Source organism: Methylobacillus flagellatus KT (genome assembly GCF_000013705.1).
GTDB classification, from domain to species: Bacteria; Pseudomonadota; Gammaproteobacteria; order Burkholderiales; family Methylophilaceae; genus Methylobacillus; species Methylobacillus flagellatus.
Genome location: NC_007947.1, coordinates 1,458,277 through 1,480,856 on the forward strand (window position 1 = coordinate 1,458,277; position 22,580 = coordinate 1,480,856).

Here is a 22,580-nt window from a genome sequence, read left to right on the forward strand (position 1 = left end):
ACTCATCTGGGGGGAGGGGGGAGGTCAATGGCAATGTGAATATATCACCTCAAGACCATTTCCGGGCGCACATGGGTCGGATATTTACATTCGGCAGCCAACTTCGCCTAGCGAGCATTTCCTGGTGTCGCCACCAGGCATCCCATCCTGCCGCCGAGCAGTTAGGGCCAAAACGCTCCTGGCGCAGGCCGTCTCGTCGTACGCTTTACTGTAATACTGTCTGTGGATAGTGCCTAAACCAGGATGGTGTTGTTGGCTGTGCCTTAGCCCGGTTGAATGATGACGCCTCCCAGGGGCGGGATGGTAACGACGAGGGAGTGCGAATGCCCCATCCAGGGATATGCCTCGGTTTGAAGCCCGTTGCCGTTACCCTGGTTACTCCCACCGTAATATCCGGCGTCGCTGTTGAAGATTTCACGGTAATGTCCGGCCAGGGGGGTCCCGACGCGGTAGCCGCTGCGAAGGACTGGGGTGAAGTTGAGCAGCACCAGCACAAAGCTGCCGTCGCGAGCCCGCCGCAGGTAGTTGATGATGGACTGGTCACTATCGCTGCAATCTATCCATTCAAACCCATGGGCGTCGAAATCGAGCTCATGCAGTGCGGGCACTTGGCGGTACAGGTGGGACAAATCGCGGTGCAGGCGTTGAATGCCTTGGTGCCAGTGCAGGTCAAGGAGGTGCCAGTCCAGGCTGCTGTTGACGTTCCACTCCCGTCCTTGCGCCAGTTCGTTACCCATGAAGTTGAGCTTCTTGCCGGACGCTGTCATCTGGTAGGTGGCGAGCAGGCGCAGGTTGGCGAATTTCTGCCAGGTATCTCCAGGCATCTTGTCGAGCAGGGAGCGTTTCCCATGCACGACTTCATCGTGGGAGAAGGGCAGGACGAAATTCTCGCTATAGGCGTAAATCTGGCCGAATGTGAGTTTGTCGTGATGAAAGCGTCGATGGATGGGGTCGTGCTGCATGTAAGAGAGGGTGTCGTTCATCCAGCCCATGTTCCATTTCATGGAAAAGCCCAGGCCGCCAAGGTAGACCGGGCGGGATACCATGGGCCAGGAAGTCGACTCTTCCGCTATCGTCAAGGCGCCCGGGAAGTCCTCATGCACCATGACATTGAGCTGCTTGAGGAAATCGATGGCTTCCAGATTTTCGCGTCCGCCATGCCGGTTCGGCAGCCACTCGCCCTCTTTGCGCGAGTAGTCCAGGTAGAGCATGGAGGCCACGGCATCCACCCGCAACCCGTCCATGTGGAACTCCTCCAGCCAGTAATGTGCGCTGGCCAGCAGGAAGTTGCGGACCTCGTTGCGGCCATAATTGAAAATATAAGTCCCCCAGTCCTGATGCTCCCCCAACCGGGGGTCCTCGTGCTCAAACAATGCCGAGCCGTCAAAACGCGCCAGTGCCCAATCGTCCTTGGGAAAATGCCCCGGTACCCAGTCCAGGATGACGCCTATCCCGGCCTGGTGGCATTGGTCGACAAAGTAGCGAAGGTCGTCCGGGCTGCCAAACCGGTTGGTGGGGGCGAAATACCCGGTCGTCTGATAACCCCATGATTCATTGAGCGGGTGTTCGGAAACCGGCAGCAATTCGATGTGGGTATAACCCATTTCCTGCATATAAGGGACAAGCTGGTGGGCAAGTTCGCGATACCCCAGGAATTCGCCATGGGCATCTCGCCGCCATGAGCCAAGGTGGACCTCGTAGCAGTTGAAGGGCGCGTGCAACCAGTCGGCTCGCGCCCGATCTTCCAGCCACTCTGCATCCTGCCAAGCGTAATGACCGTGTGCCGTGACCCTGGCAGCCGTACCTGGCCGCTGTTCAAAGCTGAAACCGTAGGGGTCGGTCTTGACCAGGATCTGTCCGGTTTGCCGGTTGCGGATCTCGAATTTGTACAGGTCGCTGCTGGTCAGCCCGGGAATGAAGATTTCCCATACGCCGCTGCTTCCATGCACACGCATCTGGTGCATGCGGCCATCCCAGTGGTTGAAGTTGCCGATGACGCTGACACGTTCTGCATTAGGCGCCCATACCACGAAGCGCACCCCTGCCACTCCTTGCTGCTCGCACAGGTGCGCCCCGAAAGTACGGTAGGCTTGTTTCAGCCGGCCTTCGCCAAACAGATACAGCTCCTCAGGCGACAGCGTGGTCCAGAAGGTATAGGCGTCATATGTCTCCCAGCTATGGCCGTTTTCCTCCAACCGTATCCGGCAGGGTACCGGCGGCGGCGTATTGCCTTTCCACTCGAACAGGCCGGCTTCATGGCTGCGCTGCAATGGCACCCATCCCGACGCCGTTTGCAGCCAGGCACGCGCTGCGAAGGGCTGGAACAGGCGCAGGATATATTGCGTGCCATCCTGGTGCAGACCCAGATACGAAAAAGGGTCATGATGGCGCGCATTGAGGATATGGTTGAGGTGAGGATCTTGTTTTGATTTAGTCAACATCGTTTCCCATAAGTGGTAGAGATGGTACGTTGCCGAATCGCTAGCTGTGAAGCGCTTTTCCGGTAAATTGCCTATAGCTTACTGAGAGGCTTCGTGCCTATAATGGTTCTGCAGAAGTTTAAGACTGATGCGAATAGGCCCGGTTCGCACCCTGTTGTACAAGATCATGTCCAAACTATAAATCAGGAGGGGCAAAAATGCAGCAGCATGAATTGAGTTCTTCTCGTTTTGTCAGTACCTTGACCAAAAATACAGTCGCCCTCATCCTTGCAGGGGGCAAAGGCAGCCGCCTTCGGGACCTGACCAACTGGACGGCCAAGCCTGCCGTGCCGTTTGGTGGCAAGTTCCGCATCATTGATTTTCCGTTATCCAACTGCATTAATTCCGGGGTTAGGCGCATCGGGGTCGTCACCCAGTACAAGGCACACACCCTGATCCAGCATATCCAGCGCGGATGGGGATTCCTGCGAGGGGAATTCAATGAATTCGTCGAGCTGCTGCCCGCCCAGCAGCGCATCCAGGAAGAATGGTACAAGGGAACTGCCGACGCTGTGTTCCAGAATCTGGATATTTTACGCCAGACCAATATCGAATTCGTCCTGATTCTTGCCGGCGACCATGTCTACAAGATGGATTATGGCCAGATGCTGGCCGCGCATGTGCGCAACAAAGCGGATATGACGGTAGCCTGCATCAATGTCCCGCTCAAGGAAGCCAGCGCTTTCGGCGTCATGGGGGTGGATGAAAACGACAGGGTGGTCGACTTCGAGGAAAAGCCGGCCCATCCGTCCAGTCTGCCGGATGATCCCGACCATGCGCTCGCCAGCATGGGAATCTATGTCTTCAACGCGGCCTTTCTTTATGAGCAGCTGATCCGCGATGCGGATGACCCGAAGTCTTCGCATGACTTCGGGCATGACATTATTCCCTACCTGATCAAGAAATACCGCGTGTTTGCCCATCGTTTCACCGACAGTTGCGTGGGGGCGGCCGATGGCAATTATTACTGGCGGGATGTGGGGACGGTAGATGCGTATTGGGAAGCCAATATGGAGCTGACCAAGGTCGTGCCAGAGTTGAACCTTTATGACCGGCAATGGCCTATATGGACCTATCAGGAGCAATTGCCGCCTGCCAAGTTCGTGTTTGACAACGAGGAGCGCCGTGGACAGGCGACAGACTCGTTGATTTCTGGCGGGTGCATCGTGAGTGGCGCGAATGTCAGAAATTCTGTGCTGTTTTCCGATGTGCGGGTTAATAGCTACAGCAGCATCGAGCAATCCGTGATCTTGCCCAAGGTGGATATCGGGCGGCATGTGACATTGCGGCGCGTCGTGGTCGATAGCGGGGCGCGCATTCCGGATGGCATGGAGATCGGCGTCAACCTGGAGTTGGACCGCAAGCGCTTCCATATCACGGAGCAAGGGGTTGTGTTGGTGACGCCCGATATGCTGGGACAGAACCTGCACCATATACGTTAGCCTCAGGACCTGGCGCAATCCGGGCGATAGTTCAATACTTTATTTCGGGTAAAGGTGGATATGACGGCATCACTTCCAAAGCTGTACCTCAATCTGTATTGGCATATGCACCAGCCGGATTACCGCGATATCCTCAGTGGAGAGTATGTGCTGCCCTGGACCTATCTGCATGCCATCAAGGACTACACAGATATGGCCTATCACCTGGAGAGCAATCCGGATGCCCGGGTGAGCTTTAACTTTGTTCCGATACTGCTGGACCAGCTGGAGGATTATGTCCAGCAGTTCGACAGCGGTAATATCCGTGATCCGCTGTTGAGGTTGCTCATTAAACCGGATATGAAGGCGCTGACACAGGATGAGCGTTGCCTGATACTGCACAGTTGCTTCAAGGGGCACCATGAGAAAATGCTCGCGCCGTTCGAGCATTACCAGTGCCTCTACAATATGTACGTCAAGCTCGAGCCCCATGGCAAGAGCATGTTCAATTACCTGTCCGGCCAATACATGGCCGACCTCATCGTCTGGTATCACCTGGCCTGGACCGGGGAGAGCGTGAGGCGCAACTACCCGGAAGTCCAGGCCCTCATGGGCAAGGGCAGCCAGTTCACCCTGGAAGACAGGCAAACATTGTTCAACCTGATTGCCGACCTGATGCGCAACTTGATCCCACGTTACCGCGCACTCGAATCGGCAGGGCAAGTGGAGATCTCGACCACGCCGCATTACCATCCTATCCTGCCCTTGCTGCTGGACTTTCGTTCTACCCGTGATGCCATGCCCTATGCGCCCTTGCCTCATAGCGCGCAATATCCTCACGGCAGGCAGCGCGCTCAAGTGCATATCGCCGAGGCGCAGGCCTCGCACCGACGCCGATTCGGCAAGCCGGCTGCTGGCATGTGGCCAGCCGAAGGCGCAGTCTCGCATGAAGCACTGACCTTGCTCGCCGAGCACGGCGTGATGTGGGCGGCCAGCGGCGAAGGCGTGCTGGCCAATAGCTTGTACAAGTCGTTCGATACCAGCGAACTGCCGCCGCGCCATGAATATTTGTACAAGCCTTACCGCGTCGGTAACGGCAAGGATCATATCATTTGCTTTTTCCGCGATGATCATTTGTCAGACAAGATCGGTTTCGAATATGCCAACCTGCATGCCGATAATGCCGTGGCAGACTTCATTGCCTGCCTAGAAAGCATCCATGCCCAGAATGCCAGTGATCAGTCACCCGTGGTGAGCGTTATTCTCGATGGGGAGAACGCCTGGGAATACTATCCCTACAATGGCTACTATTTCCTGAGCCAGCTGTATGCAGCATTGAGCCATCACGACAACATCATCATGGCTACGCCCAGCGAGTTGGCTACGCAAGCACTCAGGCCGGACTCCGGCCTGCCCATCGGGGAGCTGCCGGCAATCGCTGCGGGCAGCTGGGTCTATGGCAGTTTCAGTACGTGGATAGGCAGCCCCGATAAGAACCGGGGCTGGGATTTGCTGTGCGAGGCCAAGCAAGCCTACGATGCCGTGATGCGGGAAGGAACGCTTAGCGATGTCGAGATCGCCGCCGCGAGCCGACAGCTCGCGATCTGTGAAGGGTCGGACTGGTTCTGGTGGTTTGGCGACTACAACTCGGCACTCAGCGTGAGCAGCTTCGATCAACTATTCCGCCGCAATCTTGCCAACCTCTACCGCCTACTCGGGCTGGAGGTGCCGGAGCGCGTGCGGCAGGCCATCAGCAAGGGTTCGGCAGACGCTGATGCTGCCAATGCAGGCACCATGCGCCGCGGCCAAGCCGCGGAGTATTCCACTTAAACCCTTCATGACAGGAGCAGGAATTGGCTAGATCTGTTGCGTTGTTGCTCGGCGTGCATGCCCACCAACCGGTAGGCAATTTCGAAAGCGTGCTGGAAGATGCCCATGCGAGATGTTATGGACCCTTCCTACGGGTGATGCATGAGTATCCGGCGTTTCATTTCGCCATCCATATCAGCGGATGGTTACTGGAGTACATGCTCAAGCACTTCCCTCAGGAGATGGCCTTGCTGCGCGAGATGGTGGAACGCGGACAGGCAGAGCTGTTCGGTGCCGGCTTCACCGAACCTGTACTGGCTTCCATTCCCGTGCGGGACCGAATCGGGCAGATCAACACCTTGTCGCATTTTCTCGCCGAAAAGCTGGGCCATGCGCCGCAGGGTGCATGGCTCACGGAGCGGGTCTGGGAATCGGCCGTCGTGCCAGCGTTGGCAGAGGCCGGGATCAAGTATGTGACCGTGGATGACTACCATTTCATGTGCGCAGGCAAGCAAACTGACGCACTCAATGGCTTCTACACGACGGAGGAGGACAGTCGTCATGTCGACCTATTTCCCATCTCCGAAGCGTTGCGCTACCGCATGCCGTTTTCTGCTGCCGACGAGGTGGTGGGTTACCTGGAAAGCCTTGCGGGTGAAGGGGGGCAGGACGGAGAGCTGCCTGCCGCCGTGTATTTCGATGACATTGAGAAATTCGGTATCTGGCCTGAGACCTATAACTGGGTATACGAGCGCGGATGGTTGCGCCAATTCATCGAGGGGGTGCTCAATTCCGACGTGATCAAGCCCATGCGCTATGCCGATTATCACCGCCAGGCACGGACAAAGGGCGTGGTTTACCTGCCCACGACTTCCTATATCGAGATGAATGAATGGACCTTGCCAGTGCCAGCGGCACATCATTATGCCGACCTGGTGGCGCAGGAGCGGCAACACCAGCGCTACGATGTCACCAAGCCGTTTGTGCGCGGCGGCATCTGGCGTAACTTTCTAATGCGCTATCCCGAGTCCAACTGGATGCACAAGCGCATGCTGGGGCTTTCTCAGCGTTATCACAGCCTGCCACCGGACTTGCAGAATGCCCAGATGTTGAAGGCCCTGTATGAGGCGCAGGCGAACGATGCCTATTGGCATGGCCTGTTCGGTGGTCTGTATCTGCCACACCTTAGGCGCGCGGTCTACCATGCGCTGATCAAGCTGGAAGCGCTGCTGGACCAGGTAGAGGAACGTCCGGCCATAGAGGCGCTGGATCTCGACCTTGACGGCCATGATGAGTTGTTCATCCAGAATGGTTCGCTGCAGGCCGTGGTCAAGCTGGATGAAACGGCAGCAGTGGTCGAGCTGGACAGTTATGCGCTCGGACATAACTTTGGCGATACCCTGACGCGGCAGCCGGAGCATTACCATCGCAAGATTCATGCGACAGGGGAACATCAATCCCATGGCGAGGGCATTACCAATCCGCATGAGCAGATGGGATCCAAGCATGAAATCCTGCCTGGCGATCTAGACACCGATACTTACCGCAAAGCCTTGTTTCATGACAGCTGGCTGGACAACGGAGCCAATATCCAGATTCGATACCAACAGGATGGTAGGCCCAAACCGGAGTTCTCGGGCTTTTTGCCGGGCGGGGATGCGGCTTTCCTGCGTAAGCAATACAGACTTGAGGGCAATGCGTTGCAGGTTACCTATCAGGCATTGGATGTGACCGGGGTCTCCGGCAGGTTGCGGGTCGAGCTTAACCTCGCCATGCCCAGCTGCGATGGACCAGCGGGACGTTTCCGGCTGCAGGATGATATTCTGGGCGGCTTCGGGCAGGCGCTCAGCATGGATGAGTGGCAGGAACTGTTCCTCGATGATGATGTACTGGGTGGTACCCTCCATCTACGCAGCAGCGTTCCGGCAAATTATTTCAGCTATCCGCACTGTTCCGTTTCGCAGTCCGAGGCTGGGTTTGAAAAAATCATGCAGGCTGTGACCATGGTTCTGGAATGGCCATTGGAGCAACTTGTCTCTGGAATTAATCTGCATATTGAATTCATTAAAAACAAATAGATATTAAATTTATTTGATCTTTATGATGAGGTTGTGACCTGGCGATCATGGCGAAATTACGTTTGGGTGTGGATATTGGCGGCACCAACCTGAGGGTGGGGGTGGTGCAGGACAAAAAAGTGATTTATGAACAAAGGTTTCCTGCGAATTTCTCATCCATTTGCAAACAACACGCCCCGGCTATCGCTTTGCAGGAAATCCTGAGGGTCAGCTTGTCTGCATTGCAGCAGGCGATCAAACTGCATCCTGGCATAGAATCGATCGGCATGGGTTTTCCCGGTTTCATCGACCCGCAGTCGGGCCATGTGACGCAGTCGCCTAACCTGCCTGGCTTGCGCAACGTAGACATTGCAGGCGAACTATCCCGGCTGCTCGGGTTGCCGGTCAAGATGGAAAATGATGCGCTGGTGGCGGCATTGGGAGAATTCATGTTGCTCGATACTATTCCCCGCAGCATGGTCTATATCGGCCTCGGCACTGGCGTGGGGGGTGGGCTGATCCATGCTGCCAGGCCTTATCCTGGCGATCATGGCATTGCCATGGAAGTCGGGCACTTGATCACCGAGCCTGGCGGGCGCAAGTGCGGTTGCGGCAACCATGGCTGCCTCGAACAGTATGCTGCCGCGCCAGGCGTCATTGCCAGCTATGCGCTCGCTACAGGGAAGACGCTTTCTGCCCGGGATATTGCAGACAGGGCAGCCCAGGGCGATAGCGCGGCTTTGGATGCTTACGCCCTGGCAGGACAGCATCTAGGAAGGGCGATTGCCCATGTCGCCAAGGTTCTGGACCCACAACTGATCTTGATCGGGGGAGGCTTGAGCCAGGCCTGGCCTTATTTTTCGTCTGCGCTACACGCCCAGCTTGACCTGGATTCGATCCCGGTATTCAAGGGCAAGATAGATATCCAGGTATCCAGCAGCAGCGACCAGGCCGGGATTATCGGTGCGGCCCACTTGGTACATGGCTGATATTCCCTCACTCTGTGTGCTCGGAGTTGAAGAGGGCAGATAGATGCACTGGAGAAGCAGTTCATTCAATATTGCGATGCGTAAAACAAAAACGGCCATGAAAATTCATGACCGTTTTTGTTTGCCTGATGCCGCTACTGCTTGGGCGGGCGGTCCGGCAGCTGCGCTATGATTTGGCAAGCCAGCGTGCTCCAGTAAGGCAGGGACTGCAGTGTCAGCATGGTGACCCAGAGCTGTGCATCGAGGTTATTGATGCCGCGTGCATAGATCATTGCACTGGCGGAGACAATCAACGCGAGCAGCAGCAGCACTTCTTCACGGATGGGGGTCAGCAATCCAAAGATACTCCCCTTGTCTGCCTTGCCCTTGTTGGTGGTCTTGAACACTCCGCGTTTCTGGATCAGCCCCATCATGATGCCGCGTGCGATCGTATGGGAAAGACCCAGGCCAGCCAGGGATGCGCCGAAAATGTCGGACCATTTGCACTCCTTCATTGTCTTGCGATAAAGGATGGGGCCCAGTGCGCCCTTGACGACCAGGAAGCATAGGACAGGTGTGAGCATGATGGAAACCGGCAAGCTGAATGATTTTGGAAAGGCCAGCATAGCCAGGGTCCAGCCGATCGAACTCAAGGTGAAGAGCAGTTGCAGGCCGTCGCCCAGCCAGCCCATCCAGCCAGTGAGGAAGTGGTAGCGCTGACCAAAGCTGAGCGTGGATTTGCCGAGCAACTTGGGCAAGTGGTGCTTGAGTATCTGCATCGCGCCAAAGGCCCAGCGGAAGCGTTGCGACTTCAATGCCTCGAAGTTGGCTGGCGTGAGGCCACGACCGAACACGCGGTCGATGTAGCGCAGTTCGTAACCGCCTTCCAGCAACCTTAGGCCGAGTTCTGTATCCTCGCAGATGCACCATTCGGACCAGCCGCCGAGCTCAACCAGAGCCTTACGGCGTACCAGTGTCATGGTGCCGTGCTGGATCAGGGCATTGCGTTCATGCCGATGGTGCATGCCGATACGGAAAAAGCCCTCAAACTCCCAATTGCTCATGCGACGGAAGAAGTTGTTCTCGAAATCGCGGTGTGCCTGAGGAGCCTGCACCACGGCTACGCCTGGATCCATGAAGTGTGGAATCAACACAGCCAGCCAGTCAGGGGTGACGACGTAATCGGCATCGACCACGCCCACCACCTCGGCTCTCGGGTCGGTTTCCTTCAGCGCGAAGTTGAGGGCGCCAGCCTTGAACCCTGGCCATTGCGGCAAGTGGTAAAACTTGAAATTGTCCGGCAGCTTGGACATGTATTCCTCGACTGGCTTCCACTTGCTCTCGTCCTTGGTATTGTTGTCTACCACCAGTACTTCATAGTTGGTGTAATCGAGTTTCACTAGGCTCTCGATCGTTGCAATCACCATTTCGGGAGGCTCGTTGTAGCATGCCAGGTGGATGGAGACAAAAGCTTCCTGCTCGGCTGGTACCGGTGTGGCCGGCTTGTAGGCGCGAATCCAGTAACCTTTGAACATGACTTCACTGAACTCGATGGCATAGGTCATGAGCACGGCCGTGGTCATGAGCAGGGCGAGGATGAGCGCGACCAGGATGATCATGTCGCGCAGCGAATAGTAATAGTCTCCAGGCAGGTTCCAGGTCACGACGAGCACGGTGATGCACGCCTGCAGCAGGATTGCCAGCGATATCTGTGCGCCGGTGCCCCATTCGCGGAATCGCACGGCAATGAAGAATATCGGGATGAAGGCAAGCAATGAACCCCATAGCGCCTTGGACACCCAGCGCAAATCCTTGGGAACCGCCCCGTGCAGGGAGTATTTCTCCTGGCGCTCGGCATCGAACATGCCCCAGTAAGCTCCCGCCCAGCCCTCGATCTTGACCTTCCAGGGCTGGTCAATGGCCTCCATGAGATAGTAATCAAAGGGCTCATAGGCAGTCTTGGCGAGGAATTCGCGCACAAAGCGGGCCTGGTTGACGTTGGAGGCGACAGAAGCGTCGATGGTGGGGCCTTTGCTCGGCCAGCCTATTTCACCGATGACGATCTTCTTGCGCGGATATTTGTCGAGGAGTTCGTGATAGCGCTCTAGCGCATAATCCACGGCTTTTTCAGCAGGCAATCCCTCATGGTAGGGCAACAGGTGCACCGTGATAAAGTCGACGTGCTTGACCAATTGTGGATAGCGTAACCAGACGTGCCATGGTTCGGCAGTGGACACCGGCACGCGCGAAGTGCGGCGCGCTTCTTCGAGGTAGCCGATCATTTCCTCGGGGGTCAGGTCGCCACGCAGGATGGCCTCGTTGCCGACGATGATGCGTTCGATATTGGGATATAGCGCTGTTCTGGCCAGCAAGGCTTCCAGTTCGCGCTGGTTATCCTCGTGAACAGGCCCCAGCCAGGCGCCTGCCGTCACCTTGAGCCCGAGGCGGGCAGCAAGTGCGGTCGTTTCCGGATTCTCCAGTGCGCCGTAGATGCGGATGCGGTTGGTGTACTTCTTGAGCAGCTCCAGGTCTTTCAATATTTCTGTTGTGCTGGGATATTTGCGCTCCTGGGGGCTCTGCCCGATCTGGTAGCCGCTGTAAGCGAAGCCATTCACGATGGGCGGGGCATCGATCAGCGGTAACGCGCGGTTGATGACTTCCCATATGGCGAAGTGGAGTAGCGTGACTGTCAGGGCAATCACCAGGGCTTTGGTATATTTGTTGATAAATTTCATATCGTAATCTTTTGGTGTTGAGCGATTGGTGCCAAGGAACTCCTCAAGCCCTAGCTTCCTTGCGCGGCCAGCTTGCATATGCCAGCAATCCGATGACGCCAAGCCATAAGACCGCGTGCGTGTTCAGCGGCTCCAGCACTAGGCAAGTCAATGCCGCAACCAACGCAATGATGTTGATTCTGCGGTATCGGCCAAACGTGGTGCGCTGCAGCAGGCCCAGCAACACCAAGCCGATGGCATATTGCAATGCTGGCAGTGCGTAGAGCGGCAAAGGGAAGTTGCGGTATCGGCCGTCCATCATGTAAATGATATGTCCAAGCATGGGGTGCAGTTCGACATCTCTCGGGATGAAGCTCATTTTCGGGATCAGCAGGAAGCTGGTGACCATGCCGGCAAACACCAGCACGAACAACAGGCTGTGCGCCAGCTTGTTTGGCCCGCGTGTGATCATGGATGGCAGGTTGAGCAGGGCAACGACGCCCACTAGGCTGATGCCTGCCAGCACGATCCACTCCATCAGATCACGGCTGGCAGCGAGTAGGTAGCCCCATTGTAAGTAGGCGGTGGCCCCGGTCAGAATGCCGAGCGAACCCATCGCCAGCAGCGCGGGCAGCCTGCGTTCCTTGTGTGCCAGCGTCAAAATGATGAAGGCGGCCAAGCCCGCCAATGACCAGATGAATGGCTGAATGCCATCACGGCGTTCAGCCACCGGCCCCGTGAATTCAAACTTGCGCTCCAGCTCGGTATTGTAAAGCCCCCAATAGCCACCGACAGTGCCTTCGAGTGCACGTTTCCATGGCTGGTCGATGGCCTCGATCAGGTTATAGTTCCAACTCTTGTCATGGGCAACCTGCACGAATTGACGCAGATAGGATGCCTGATTGACCAGGCTGGGCACGGAAGCGTTGCGGTGTTTGCCAACCGAGGGCCAACCTGTTTCCCCGATGAACACCGGTTTGGAGAACGTCTTGCCCATGGTGTCCATGACGAATTCTGCATGGTGGATTGCATGATCCAGGCTTTGCGGGTCATCTTCCCAGTAGGGGAGGATATGCACAGTAATATAGTCTACGGCCTGCTCGAGGCGGGGATGCTTGAGCCAGAACTCCCAGACATCCGCATAGGTGATGGGGACCTCGGTGCTTGCCTGGGCCTGTTGCAGGTAGGCAAGCATGACATCCTCGGTCTGCTCCTTGCGCAGCAGCACCTCATTGCCAATGATCAAACCCTTGACCGTGTTCGGATAACGATTGGCTAGCGCGATGGCCAGCTCGACCTCCCTGTCATTTTCGAGTTTGACATAGCCTATCCATGCCCCCAACAGCACCTTCATTCCCAGCTTGTCGGCTGCCTCAGGTACGTAGTCCAGCCCTTGGTTGACAGAGTAGGTGCGGACGCAGTCGAAGCGCTCGGATAATAGGCGCAGATCGCTTTCTATCCTGGATTTTTCAACGACAGTTGTAGCAATGAAAGGTGTCTCGCCCTTGCCATAATATGGCGCATAGGACACACAATTGAGCTTGCCGCTCGCGGAAAGCTCGGGTTCGGGCAGTGCAACCGGCTGGTTTTGCTGCCAGAACCAGTGGGCCAGCAATGCAATGAGCAAAAAATTGAAAATACTGTATCGCCACAAGGCTGCAGTTTTTAGCATGATTTGGATTGAAAGTAGTTGGTATTGTTTGTGAGCCGAACAGCTGTGTTGGATCTACGCCTTAGCGACGGCCTATATTAAAGCACCTGACCTGCAAATACAAAAATGTGGTTTGTTTGGGACCTGATCGGCATGAGATTAGTTGCATGGGCAGCCTGGGGAAGTATTTCCCCAGGCTTGCAGAGATGCCATATATACGCGTTACAATAGCCCGCTATTGTCACAATAATCAGAGTCCTTCGGATGAAAAAAGTAATCATCATCTCAGCCATGCTGGCTTTTCCAAGCCTGGCTCAAGCAAAACCTGCTTTTACCGGTGTCAATTACACCGGCCTCTACGAATGCAAGGGGGAGAACTCCTCTATCGGCGCTTATGATGTCCTGGTCGCCTTGCGACTCAACCGCGTGAGTAGCCATGGCAAGTTTGGCGCCTATTACTATGAAACTGAAACCGTGAACTCCACCGTCTATCACGGTCAGGCGGTCGTCATCGGCAACCGCATGGCGATCAGCTTCAATATCCGTGACAAGAAAAACAATGTCGACCACAGCAAGGGCTTGGCTACGATCAAGAAAATAGGCAAAGACCGATGGAGCTTCCGCAAGGAGTATTTCGAGCCCGACAATAGTGGCGGCAGCTATGGCACTGAAGATTGCGTCATGAAGGTGCTGACGGCCGAAGAAAAGGAAGCCCTGGAGAAGAAGAGCCAGGACAAAACACCTCCCAAGCCTGCGGCCACTACGCCGCGCAGCAGTAAGACACAATAATGAAACAGGCCCGCAAGGGCCTGTTTTGCTTAAACAAATTTCCGACATAATCAGCCAGAGAGCAATTGGCTGGCTTTTGTCGGCTCAATGTTCATCTCCTGCAGCATCTCGGCAAAGACGGAGCTGGAAAATACTTCATATTCGACAGGGCGAGCCCGTCGGATTGGGTCTGTATCATCTGCGCTAGGTAGCCCGGGATGACACATCAGGGCGCACAGGCGTTTTACTCTGGTTTCTGTGACTGCGATGGTCAGCCATGCCCTCAGCTGTTTTTGGTAGGTAGCTGCGTTGCTATCAAACCCATAGACGCCTAGTAAGGTGTCCGTAACGGCAAATCCGCGTCTCAATGCTTGCTTACGCATTGCCTGACTTCCCAGTGCTAAAATCACTCTGCCTTTGACACCGTCATACGCGGAATGCGAAATCCTGATCCAGGGTAATTTGTCGGCATAGCGGGATTGCAGCTCCGCCAGCAATACATCGCGCACTTGGGGCAGCTGGTGCACATGCTGGTGGCCGTCGACATAATCCGGGGCGCTGTTCATTTCCTGCTCGAAAGCGTCCAATTGTTGCCTAATCATGGTTTTTAGCTGCTCAGGATCCAGACTTCTCAGCAAGCTCCGTATGACCAATTGCGGATGCGGGTATCGCGTGGGCCTGGAATAAGCGGTGAAATCCAGATGCAGGCCGATGTCTGCCTGTTCCCTAATTGCGGAAGTAATGGATGTGGCTGCTTCACGCCAGCGCGGGCTGAGGCTCAGGCATGAGGTGGCGGTTAAACGTCTCATGCGGATAAGATCTAGGATGCCTTGGTCGATGGCTGCTCCTTGGGCATAATCGTCCGCACTGATGATCAACGGGGTGACCATTTCAAATTCCTTCCTTGAATGCCCAGAAACGGCTCAGCAAGTAGGTCGATACGGCCACGACCACCATTACGGCCGCCAAGGCCAGCCAAAAGGGAAGCTGGCTGAAGTGTAGCAGGCTGAGTAGCATGAGCTGGTTGCTGGCAAACCCGGCACAGGCCACTAGCAGGAATCGGGGCAGGGCATTTCCGTGCGTATTGGCGCTTCCAGCAAACGATAAGGCATGATGGCCAATATAACTTATCGGGAAAGCCAGAAGGAAGGCGAGGAAGTTTGCCAGGCCAGGACTGAACCCAAACCAGCCCTCGAGAACAACCGCGCTGAGGTAGTGCATGAGCGCAGCCGCGGCCCCGACAATGCTAAACCACGAAATCGACCTGGCGTACGCGCGAGCGCTCATAGCTGCGACTCCTTCCCCTGGTAAGAGGCAGAGACTTCGGCGACGATATAGGGGGGACGCCCCTTCACCTCATCGTAAATGCGCGCGATGTACTCGCCTAAAATGCCGATGAACAGCAGTTGCACCCCGGAAAAGAACATCAGGCTGGCCACTACAGTGGGCCAACCTGGGATGGATTCGTGGAAGAACATTTTTTCCAGGATCACCCAGATGCCGTAAATAAAGGCCAGCAAGGCCAGCAGCCCGCCGACCGCGCTCGCCAGGCGCAACGGGATGACCGAGAAGCTGGTGATGCCAGTCCAGGCCAGCTGTATGAGCTTGAGGCGGGAAAAGGTGCTGACGCCATGGCTGCGTGGGAGCGGAGTGTAAGGAATGCCGATGGATTTATAGCCGACCCAGGCGTACATTCCCTTCATGAAACGGTTGCGCTCGGGCAGCTTGCGCAGTGCGTTCACGACATTGCGATTCATGAGGCGGAAATCCCCGGCATCGCGCGGGATGGTAATGCGCTCGCCCAATGTCATGATTTCATAGAATAGCTTTGAGCCCCAGCGCTTGAAGCCTGATTCTATATGCCGGTTCTGGCGTACGGCATAGACCATGTCATATCCTGCGCGCCATTTCTCCAGCATCTCGCTGATCAGGGCGGGGGAGTGCTGCCCATCGGCATCCATGCAGATCACGATGTCGCCGCTTGCATATTCTAGCCCGGCGGTAATCGCGTATTCCTTGCCGAAATTGCGCGAGAAGCGTACCAGCGTGGTGCGCAAGTACGCAGGCAGGCCACGCACGATATCGGCGGTCTTGTCGCGGCTGCCGTCGTCGATGACGACGATGTCCCAATGCGGGCTCAGGGTGGCGAGCTGGTTAGCAATGTTCTCCACGGTCGAGGTGATTGCCGAGGATTCATTGAAGGCGGGCACGATCACGCTGATGTGGGGATTGGACTGGCTACGGTCTGTTGTCATCTATATGCCCTCAAGTTTCAATGGCAGGTGGGTTCAATGAGTGGTAACAGGAATACGGGGCTTGCGCTGGTGTGCCAGAAGCTGGCGTCTGTCCTTGACTACGGCAAGGACGACGCCCATGCGTTCCACCTCGCCGATGATGTTGCCCTTCATGACATCATCGCATCCCATATTAGTCGTGGACAGATAGAAATCCGCCGCTTCCCAGTTCTTGGTGACGCTGAAGCGTTGGTCAAGGTAGGCGGTTCCCTGAATATTTTCGGCACAGACTGCGACCAGGTAGGGCACGATATTGCCGTCAGCGTCGCGCTTGGGCTTGGACGATATTTCCTTTTCCAATATGTCGGCTGCCTCGCGCAGGCTGCTGGACCAGTAATCGCCTTCCCATTCCTCTTCAGCCTCGGCCATGGTGCCGGCCAGGTTGTTGTAGTAGATATATTCATAGGGATGAAGGCGCCACAGCGTAGTTACCGTCAACAGGCATAGCGCGGCGCAGGCAATGCCTAGCCCCCGGCGTACGCGCGGCCATCTGTGCAGTGCATCCCAGCTCAAGGAGAGCCCCAAACCTGCCAATACCGCGATCGGCGGCACGACGAAGGTGAAATGCCGGATGCCGTTGTAGAGCGCAGGCTTGTCGATGACATTGAACATGATCGGAAACAGCGCGGCGATGAGCACCGCCAGCCAAGGGAGGAGCTTGCCGCGATGGGCGGACAGCTTGTCCAGGTGCAGTGCCGCGACCGCCGCCAGGCCAGCCAGTCCGAGCAGGAAGACTTCAGGCAGGCGCACCAGCAGGTAGGCGGGCAGGTAATAGCGCGGCACGTCGCCTATTGGCATCACCCTGCCGTCCATGATGGTAAGCATATTGAATGCGAAGTGCGAGAACGACTTGGCCGCCAGCAGGGGGTGGTCTGGCGACATCACGCCCCAAGGCCAGAAAACCGCCATGAGGATAAAGGCGGCGATTCCCGTGGGCACCAGACGGATCAGGCTATTCAGCCAATAACTTACGCGGGCTTTCCAGCTCGTCGCATTGACTAACCCGGCTAGGCCCAGCAGCAAAAGCAGGTAAATCACGGCAAATGCGCCGCCGATGCGTAGTCCCAATGCGCAACCAACCGCGATGCCGAGTTTGACCGACAGTCTGAGCGGCGGGCGCGGCAGTGTTTCTATGACCAGCATGGTGTAATACAGGGCCCAGGTCATGCAGGTGGCGAAAGGCACGTCCTTGGTATGGGTGAACATCACACCGGACCAGGCACCCGTGATGGCCAGCAGCAGTACCGTGAAAAAGCCGGCGCGCTCGTCACCTAGCCGCCGCGCGATCTTATAGGCCGCGACAATACCTGCTAGGCCGAATAGGGCCGACAGCAGGTGCCGCATATCCCATACCCAGATCGGAAGGATGTGCTCTAGCAAGGCTGCGATTAGGTCGAACAAGCCGCCGTAGAGGAAGAGATTGCGGTATTCGAATGCGGACTTGTCGGTGAAGCCGGAACTATAGAAATCCAGCAACAGGCGGCCATAGATATGCTGGACCTCTTCGTCGTTACTGATGCCGTGCTGGAAGAAAGTGAAGGCAATAAAAAGGCCCAGGGCTGCAAACAGCGCTAGGCTCAAGCGGCGAAACACGAGAGGCGTGAACATGTGCCGGTCTTTATCGGATTTGGAGCGGCGATTATACAATCGGCCCGGATTTTTTAGTATGGCTAGATAAATAAATTTCTGCCGTGGTTTTATCGCTTTTTTTTATGCTGGTTCAATGCCCAAGCCACGTGTTCACGGACCAGTTCGGAAGGGTGGTTGCGCCGGTGCTCGAGTGCCTCGATCACCTCGGGGGTCGTGGCGGCATTGCCTAGTCCCACGGCAAGGTTACGCAGCCATTGGATATGGCCAATGCGGTAAATGGCGCTGCCTGCCATTTTTTCATTGAAGGTGACCTCGTCCCATTTGAACAGCTCCACCAGGCTGATATTGTCCAGGCCATGACGGACATGGAAATCATCCTGTTGCGTAACTTGGGCGAAACGATTCCAGGGACAAGTCAACTGGCAGTCGTCGCAGCCGTACACGCGGTTGCCGATTAACGGTCGTAGGTGTTCGGGGATGCTGTCCTTGAGCTCGATGGTGAGGTAGGAGATGCAGCGCCTGGCATCCACCTGGTAAGGCGCGATGATTGCCTGCGTCGGGCAAACGTCGATACAGGCGGTGCATTTGCCGCAATGGCCAGAGATGGGTTTATCGATGGGCAATGGCAGGTCGGTGTAGATTTCACCGAGAAAAAACCACGAGCCGGCATTCCTCGATAGCAACAGGGTATGCTTCCCACGCCAGCCCAGGCCAGCTTTCTGCGCCAGCTCGACCTCCAGCACCGGTGCACTGTCGGTGAATACCCGGTAGCCGAATTCCCCCACCTGCTGCGCGATCATGTCGCTGAGCTTCTGCAGGCGGTTGCGCAGCACTTTGTGGTAGTCGCGCCCCAATGCGTAGCGCGAAATGAAGGCCAGGCGCGAGTCCTGCATGACCACTTCGCTGTCGCGCGCGTTGGGCGGCATGTAATCCATGCGGGCTGATATGATGCGGATGGTGCCGGGGACCAATTCCGCCGGCCGGGTGCGTTTGTCGCCGTGTTTTGCCATATAATCCATGGCACCATGAAACCCCTGGGCGATCCATTCCCTGTGGTGCGGCTCGGCGGCGGACAGGTCGGTATCGGTGATGCCGATCTGGCTGAACCCCAGCGTCACCCCCCAGCGCTTGATATCTTCCGCGAGGGATTCCCAGTTGTTTAAAGTTTGAGGCATATGAGTGAGAATTTTACACTGGCATTGGCCGATGAGGCAGCCACGCTGGCATTGGGCGCCAAGTTCGCCCACGTGCTGGCGCCAGGGATGACGGTATACCTGCATGGCGATTTGGGCGCGGGCAAGACGACGCTGGTGCGGGGTCTGCTGCGAGCACTGGGCCATGCGGGCAAAGTGAAGAGCCCGACCTACACATTGGTTGAACCTTATACGGTTTCTAGATTACACTTATATCACTTTGATTTATACAGATTTGTTGATCCGGAAGAATGGGACGCTGCCGGATTCAGGGATTATTTCAACCCAGAGTCCCTATGCCTGGTCGAATGGCCGGAAAAGGCCCGGGAGCTGTTGCCTGCGCCTGACATCGATGTCCGCCTCCAGCCCGAAGGGCAGGGCAGGCGGGCCATAGTTAGCGCCAATACTGATTCAGGAAAGCAATGCCTCAAAAAACTCAACGTTGTATTCTAATCTGCCTGCTGGGCTGGATATTTGCCTTGGGGCTGCTGCCTGCCCATGCTGCCAGTAGTATCCAGGTTTCAGCAGCACGGGTCTGGCCTGCCGAGGACTATACCCGCATTACGCTGGAGACCAGCAAGCCGGTCAGCCACAACATGGTCATGCTGAAAGACCCTGAGCGCCTCGTGCTGGACTTGGACAATGTCGAGCTCGGCACCGTGCTCAAGGCACTGGGTGAAAAAATCGATCCTAACGACCCCTATATCCGGCAGGTGCGCGTAGGTAATTTCAAGCCCGGCACTGTGCGCATCGTGGTCGACCTCAAGGCCGAAATCAAGCCGCAAGTATTTACCTTGGCACCTGCCGGGGAGTACAAGGACAGGCTGGTGGTGGACATTTATCCAGCCCAGGATCCCCTGATGGCCATGCTGGAACAGCGGGGCAAGCCGGAAAATGCCCAGGCACCCTTGCCTGGGCTCCAGGTGGCGCCGGAATCCCCGACGATTGCCGATGTCACCCCTGATCTTGCCCCAGGTGCCCCTACCGCGGATAAGCCTTCTGCGGTGATTGCCCCTCCCAGCAATAAGAAGCCCGAGGCACGCATCATCACCATTGCGATCGATGCCGGCCATGGAGGAGAAGACCCGGGCGCCAAGGGCGCCAGGGGGTCCTACGAGAAGAATGTGACCTTGGCCATCGCGAAGAAGCTGAAAGCCGCCGTTGATGCCGAGCCCAATATGCGTGGGGTACTGACCCGCGACGGCGATTACTTCATTCCCCTGCATGGCCGGGTAGTCAAGGCCAGAAAGATGAATGCAGACTTGTTCGTCTCCATTCATGCGGATGCGGCATTGAGCGCGCAGGCGAAGGGTTCTTCTGTGTTTGCCTTGTCGGAGACAGGCGCTACCAGTGCTATGGCGCGGTTGCTGGCACAGCGTGAGAATGAATCAGACTTGATCGGGGGGGTGAGCTTGAGCGTGAAAGATCCCAACCTGGCCCGCACCCTGCTTGATTTGTCGCAGACTGCAACTATCAATGACAGCCTCAGGCTGGGCAAGCTGGTACTGGACCATATGGGCACCATCAATACCTTGCACAAGCGCCATGTCGAGCAGGCCGGGTTCGCGGTGCTGAAATCCCCGGACATCCCTTCCATCCTGGTCGAAACCGCTTTCATCACCAATCCCGAGGAAGAGCGCAAACTCAATGACAGCGCCCATCAGGACAAGTTGGTGAGCTCCATCCTTTCAGGCATCAAGAAATATTTCGCGGCGAATCCGCCCTTGTCCAAAACCAGAATGGTAGAAAAATAAACATGCAAATCAGTTTTTTCGGTGCTGCCGGGACAGTGACGGGTTCCAAGCACTTGGTGACCAGCGGCAATCGGCGTGTGCTTGTCGATTGCGGATTGTTCCAGGGGTTGAAGGTATTGCGCCTGAAGAATTGGGCCAGGTTCCCGATCGATCCGGCCACCATAGATGCCGTGGTGCTGACCCATGCGCATATCGACCATACCGGATACCTGCCGTTGCTCGTCAGGCAAGGTTTCCGCGGCAAGGTTTACTGCAGCGAGGTGACCTTGTCGCTATGTCAGCTGCTGTTGCGGGATTCCGCACACTTGCAGGAAGAAGAGGCACGCTATGCCAATAAACGCGGCTATTCCAAACACAAACCTGCTTTGCCGCTCTATACCAAGGAAGATGCCGAAGCTGCATTGGAGCACCTGGTTCCGTTGCCAGTGGGCCGCGATGTGCAAATCCTGGACGGCATCACAGTCAAGCTGCAGCTTGCAGGACATATCCTGGGTGCGTGCACGGTGCTACTGAAGGATGAGCAGACCTCCATCCTGTTCTCGGGCGACCTGGGGCGCATGGAAGACCCTCTGCTGTTTCCTCCTGCACCACCCGAGGCGGCGGATTATCTGGTGGTGGAGTCGACCTACGGCAACCGATTGCATGAGAAAGCTGCGCCCGAGGCCCAGCTTGCGGAGGTCATCAACCGCACCGTCAAGCGCGGGGGAAGCGTGCTGGTGCCTGTGTTTGCCGTCGGGCGGGCGCAGGAAGTGCTGTACTACATCCACAAGCTCAAGCAGGCGGGGGCGATTCCCGCCGATATCCCGGTGTATCTGAACAGTCCGATGGCAGTTGATGCAACGCTGATTTTTCTTACCCACCATGCCCAGCACAAGCTTGATGCGGCGCAGTGCCGCGAGTTGGCGAAAGTTGCCAAGGTCGTGAGCACTGTCGAGGAATCGATGTCCTTGAACGAACTACGCGAGCCTGCCATCATCCTGGCCGCCAGCGGCATGGCCTCCGGCGGGCGCGTGGTGCACCATCTCAAGGCACTTGGCCCTGACCCGCGCAACACCGTGCTGTTTGCGGGTTTCCAGGCAGCGGGCACTCGGGGTGCGGCGCTGCTCGACGGTGCCGAAAGCGTCAAGATTCATGGCGAATATGTGCCCATGCGCGCCGAGATCGCGTCCATAGACAATCTTTCCGCGCATGCGGACTACCAGGAAATCATGCAATGGTTGTCGCAATGCCCGCAGCCGCCGAAACAAACTTTCATCGTGCATGGTGAACCTGTCGCTGCGGATGCACTCAGACACAGGATAGAAGAGGAAAGACAATGGAATGTCATGGTTCCAGAGTATTTGCAAACTGTGGAGCTCGATGGCAAGTAGGGGCTGTTGCTGCCGGGGTTACCCACCAAGCGGCACAATAGACTCCAGTCAGCCCATCAGGCTGGCACGAAAGGTGCGTACCAAAAGTACGTGAATGCAGTCACTAAGGAAAGAAGCAATGAGTAAATATGCGCTGTACATCAAGTTGGAAGCACGTCCGGAAAAGCGACAAGAGCTTGAAAATTTTCTGAAAAAAACGCTGCCGGTGGTCAAGGAAGAGGATGAAACCAAGACTTGGTATGCTTTCAAGGCAGCAGAGAATAGCTATGTGATTTTTGACACCTTCACCAGCCAGCATGGCCGCGATGCCCATTTGGAGGGCAAGGCGGTGGAAGCGTTGCGCCAGGTATCGGACGATTATCTGGTGCGGCCTCCCGAATTCATGCCCGTCGATTTGTTGGCTCAGAAAGTTGGCCTGGAAACAGAAGTGGTGAACGATATCGAGGTCAAGAAATACGATCTGCGCTTCATTGACGGCCTGTGACCGGCTGAGATATTCGCCTGATATGGC

17 protein-coding genes are annotated in these 22,580 nt (G+C 56.4%); 9 read left to right on the plus strand and 8 right to left on the minus strand.

The window, feature by feature from the left end; all coding sequences use genetic code 11:
- Nucleotides 1–263 precede the first annotated feature (263 nt).
- Nucleotides 264–2,441: a 1,4-alpha-glucan branching protein GlgB gene (gene glgB, locus MFLA_RS06990; protein WP_011479589.1), complete on the minus strand. Its 2,178-nt coding sequence runs from the start codon at nt 2,439–2,441 to the stop codon at nt 264–266.
- A 197-nt stretch (nt 2,442–2,638) separates the two neighbouring features.
- Here glgB and glgC point away from each other — a divergent pair, with 197 nt between their 5' ends.
- The 4 genes from glgC to MFLA_RS07010 are packed head-to-tail and all read left to right on the plus strand — an operon-like array spanning nt 2,639 to nt 8,756.
- Nucleotides 2,639–3,922 carry a glucose-1-phosphate adenylyltransferase gene (gene glgC, locus MFLA_RS06995; protein ID WP_011479590.1) on the plus strand — a complete coding sequence of 428 codons (1,284 nt, stop codon included), beginning with the start codon at nt 2,639–2,641 and terminating at the stop codon, nt 3,920–3,922.
- 60 nt (nt 3,923–3,982) lie between these two features.
- Nucleotides 3,983–5,731: a glycoside hydrolase family 57 protein gene (locus MFLA_RS07000; protein WP_011479591.1), complete on the plus strand. Its 1,749-nt coding sequence runs from the start codon at nt 3,983–3,985 to the stop codon at nt 5,729–5,731.
- A 23-nt stretch (nt 5,732–5,754) separates the two neighbouring features.
- Nucleotides 5,755–7,788, plus strand: coding sequence for an alpha-amylase/4-alpha-glucanotransferase domain-containing protein (locus tag MFLA_RS07005; protein WP_011479592.1), 2,034 nt, complete (start codon nt 5,755–5,757; stop codon nt 7,786–7,788).
- Nucleotides 7,789–7,835: 47 nt separating this feature from the next.
- Entirely contained in the window at nt 7,836–8,756 is a 921-nt protein-coding gene (locus MFLA_RS07010; RefSeq protein ID WP_011479593.1) for an ROK family protein, read from the plus strand.
- A 134-nt stretch (nt 8,757–8,890) separates the two neighbouring features.
- Here MFLA_RS07010 and MFLA_RS07015 read toward each other — a convergent pair whose 3' ends face one another.
- Nucleotides 8,891–11,470 (minus strand): glycosyltransferase, encoded by a 2,580-nt coding sequence (locus MFLA_RS07015; RefSeq protein WP_011479594.1) that lies wholly within the window; start codon nt 11,468–11,470, stop codon nt 8,891–8,893.
- Between the two features lie 43 nt (nt 11,471–11,513).
- The gene (locus MFLA_RS07020) at nt 11,514–13,121 is read right to left on the minus strand and encodes a beta-1,6-glucan synthase (RefSeq protein WP_011479595.1); all 1,608 of its coding nucleotides are present in this window, start codon (nt 13,119–13,121) and stop codon (nt 11,514–11,516) included.
- 243 nt (nt 13,122–13,364) lie between these two features.
- Here MFLA_RS07020 and MFLA_RS07025 point away from each other — a divergent pair, with 243 nt between their 5' ends.
- Entirely contained in the window at nt 13,365–13,889 is a 525-nt protein-coding gene (locus tag MFLA_RS07025; RefSeq protein ID WP_011479596.1) for a hypothetical protein, read from the plus strand.
- Between the two features lie 50 nt (nt 13,890–13,939).
- Here MFLA_RS07025 and MFLA_RS07030 read toward each other — a convergent pair whose 3' ends face one another.
- The 5 genes from MFLA_RS07030 to queG all read right to left on the minus strand — a co-directional run bounded on the left by MFLA_RS07030 (nt 13,940) and on the right by queG (nt 18,927).
- On the minus strand, nt 13,940–14,758 hold the full coding sequence (locus MFLA_RS07030; RefSeq protein ID WP_011479597.1) for a ChbG/HpnK family deacetylase: 819 nt from the start codon (nt 14,756–14,758) through the stop codon (nt 13,940–13,942).
- 1 nt (nt 14,759) lies between these two features.
- Nucleotides 14,760–15,155 carry a GtrA family protein gene (locus MFLA_RS07035; RefSeq protein WP_011479598.1) on the minus strand — a complete coding sequence of 132 codons (396 nt, stop codon included), beginning with the start codon at nt 15,153–15,155 and terminating at the stop codon, nt 14,760–14,762.
- A complete protein-coding gene (locus tag MFLA_RS07040) occupies nt 15,152–16,123 on the minus strand; it encodes a glycosyltransferase family 2 protein (RefSeq protein ID WP_011479599.1) in 972 nt (323 codons plus the stop codon). The genes MFLA_RS07035 and MFLA_RS07040 overlap by 4 nt, the downstream gene beginning before the upstream one ends.
- Nucleotides 16,124–16,156: 33 nt before the next feature.
- Nucleotides 16,157–17,770 (minus strand): ArnT family glycosyltransferase, encoded by a 1,614-nt coding sequence (locus tag MFLA_RS07045; RefSeq protein ID WP_011479600.1) that lies wholly within the window; start codon nt 17,768–17,770, stop codon nt 16,157–16,159.
- Between the two features lie 89 nt (nt 17,771–17,859).
- The gene (queG, locus tag MFLA_RS07050; protein ID WP_011479601.1) at nt 17,860–18,927 is read right to left on the minus strand and encodes a tRNA epoxyqueuosine(34) reductase QueG; all 1,068 of its coding nucleotides are present in this window, start codon (nt 18,925–18,927) and stop codon (nt 17,860–17,862) included.
- Here queG and tsaE point away from each other — a divergent pair, their 5' ends adjacent.
- The 4 genes from tsaE (at nt 18,928) to MFLA_RS07070 (ending at nt 22,553) form a co-directional block, all read left to right on the plus strand.
- The gene (gene tsaE / locus MFLA_RS07055; RefSeq protein WP_048811614.1) at nt 18,928–19,398 is read left to right on the plus strand and encodes a tRNA (adenosine(37)-N6)-threonylcarbamoyltransferase complex ATPase subunit type 1 TsaE; all 471 of its coding nucleotides are present in this window, start codon (nt 18,928–18,930) and stop codon (nt 19,396–19,398) included.
- The gene (locus tag MFLA_RS07060) at nt 19,368–20,699 is read left to right on the plus strand and encodes an N-acetylmuramoyl-L-alanine amidase (RefSeq protein WP_011479603.1); all 1,332 of its coding nucleotides are present in this window, start codon (nt 19,368–19,370) and stop codon (nt 20,697–20,699) included. The genes tsaE and MFLA_RS07060 overlap by 31 nt, the downstream gene beginning before the upstream one ends.
- 2 nt (nt 20,700–20,701) lie before the next feature.
- The gene (locus MFLA_RS07065) at nt 20,702–22,069 is read left to right on the plus strand and encodes an MBL fold metallo-hydrolase RNA specificity domain-containing protein (RefSeq protein WP_011479604.1); all 1,368 of its coding nucleotides are present in this window, start codon (nt 20,702–20,704) and stop codon (nt 22,067–22,069) included.
- A 118-nt stretch (nt 22,070–22,187) separates the two neighbouring features.
- Complete coding sequence (locus tag MFLA_RS07070; protein WP_011479605.1) at nt 22,188–22,553, plus strand: putative quinol monooxygenase; 366 nt, start codon at nt 22,188–22,190, stop codon at nt 22,551–22,553.
- Nucleotides 22,554–22,580 lie beyond the last annotated feature (27 nt).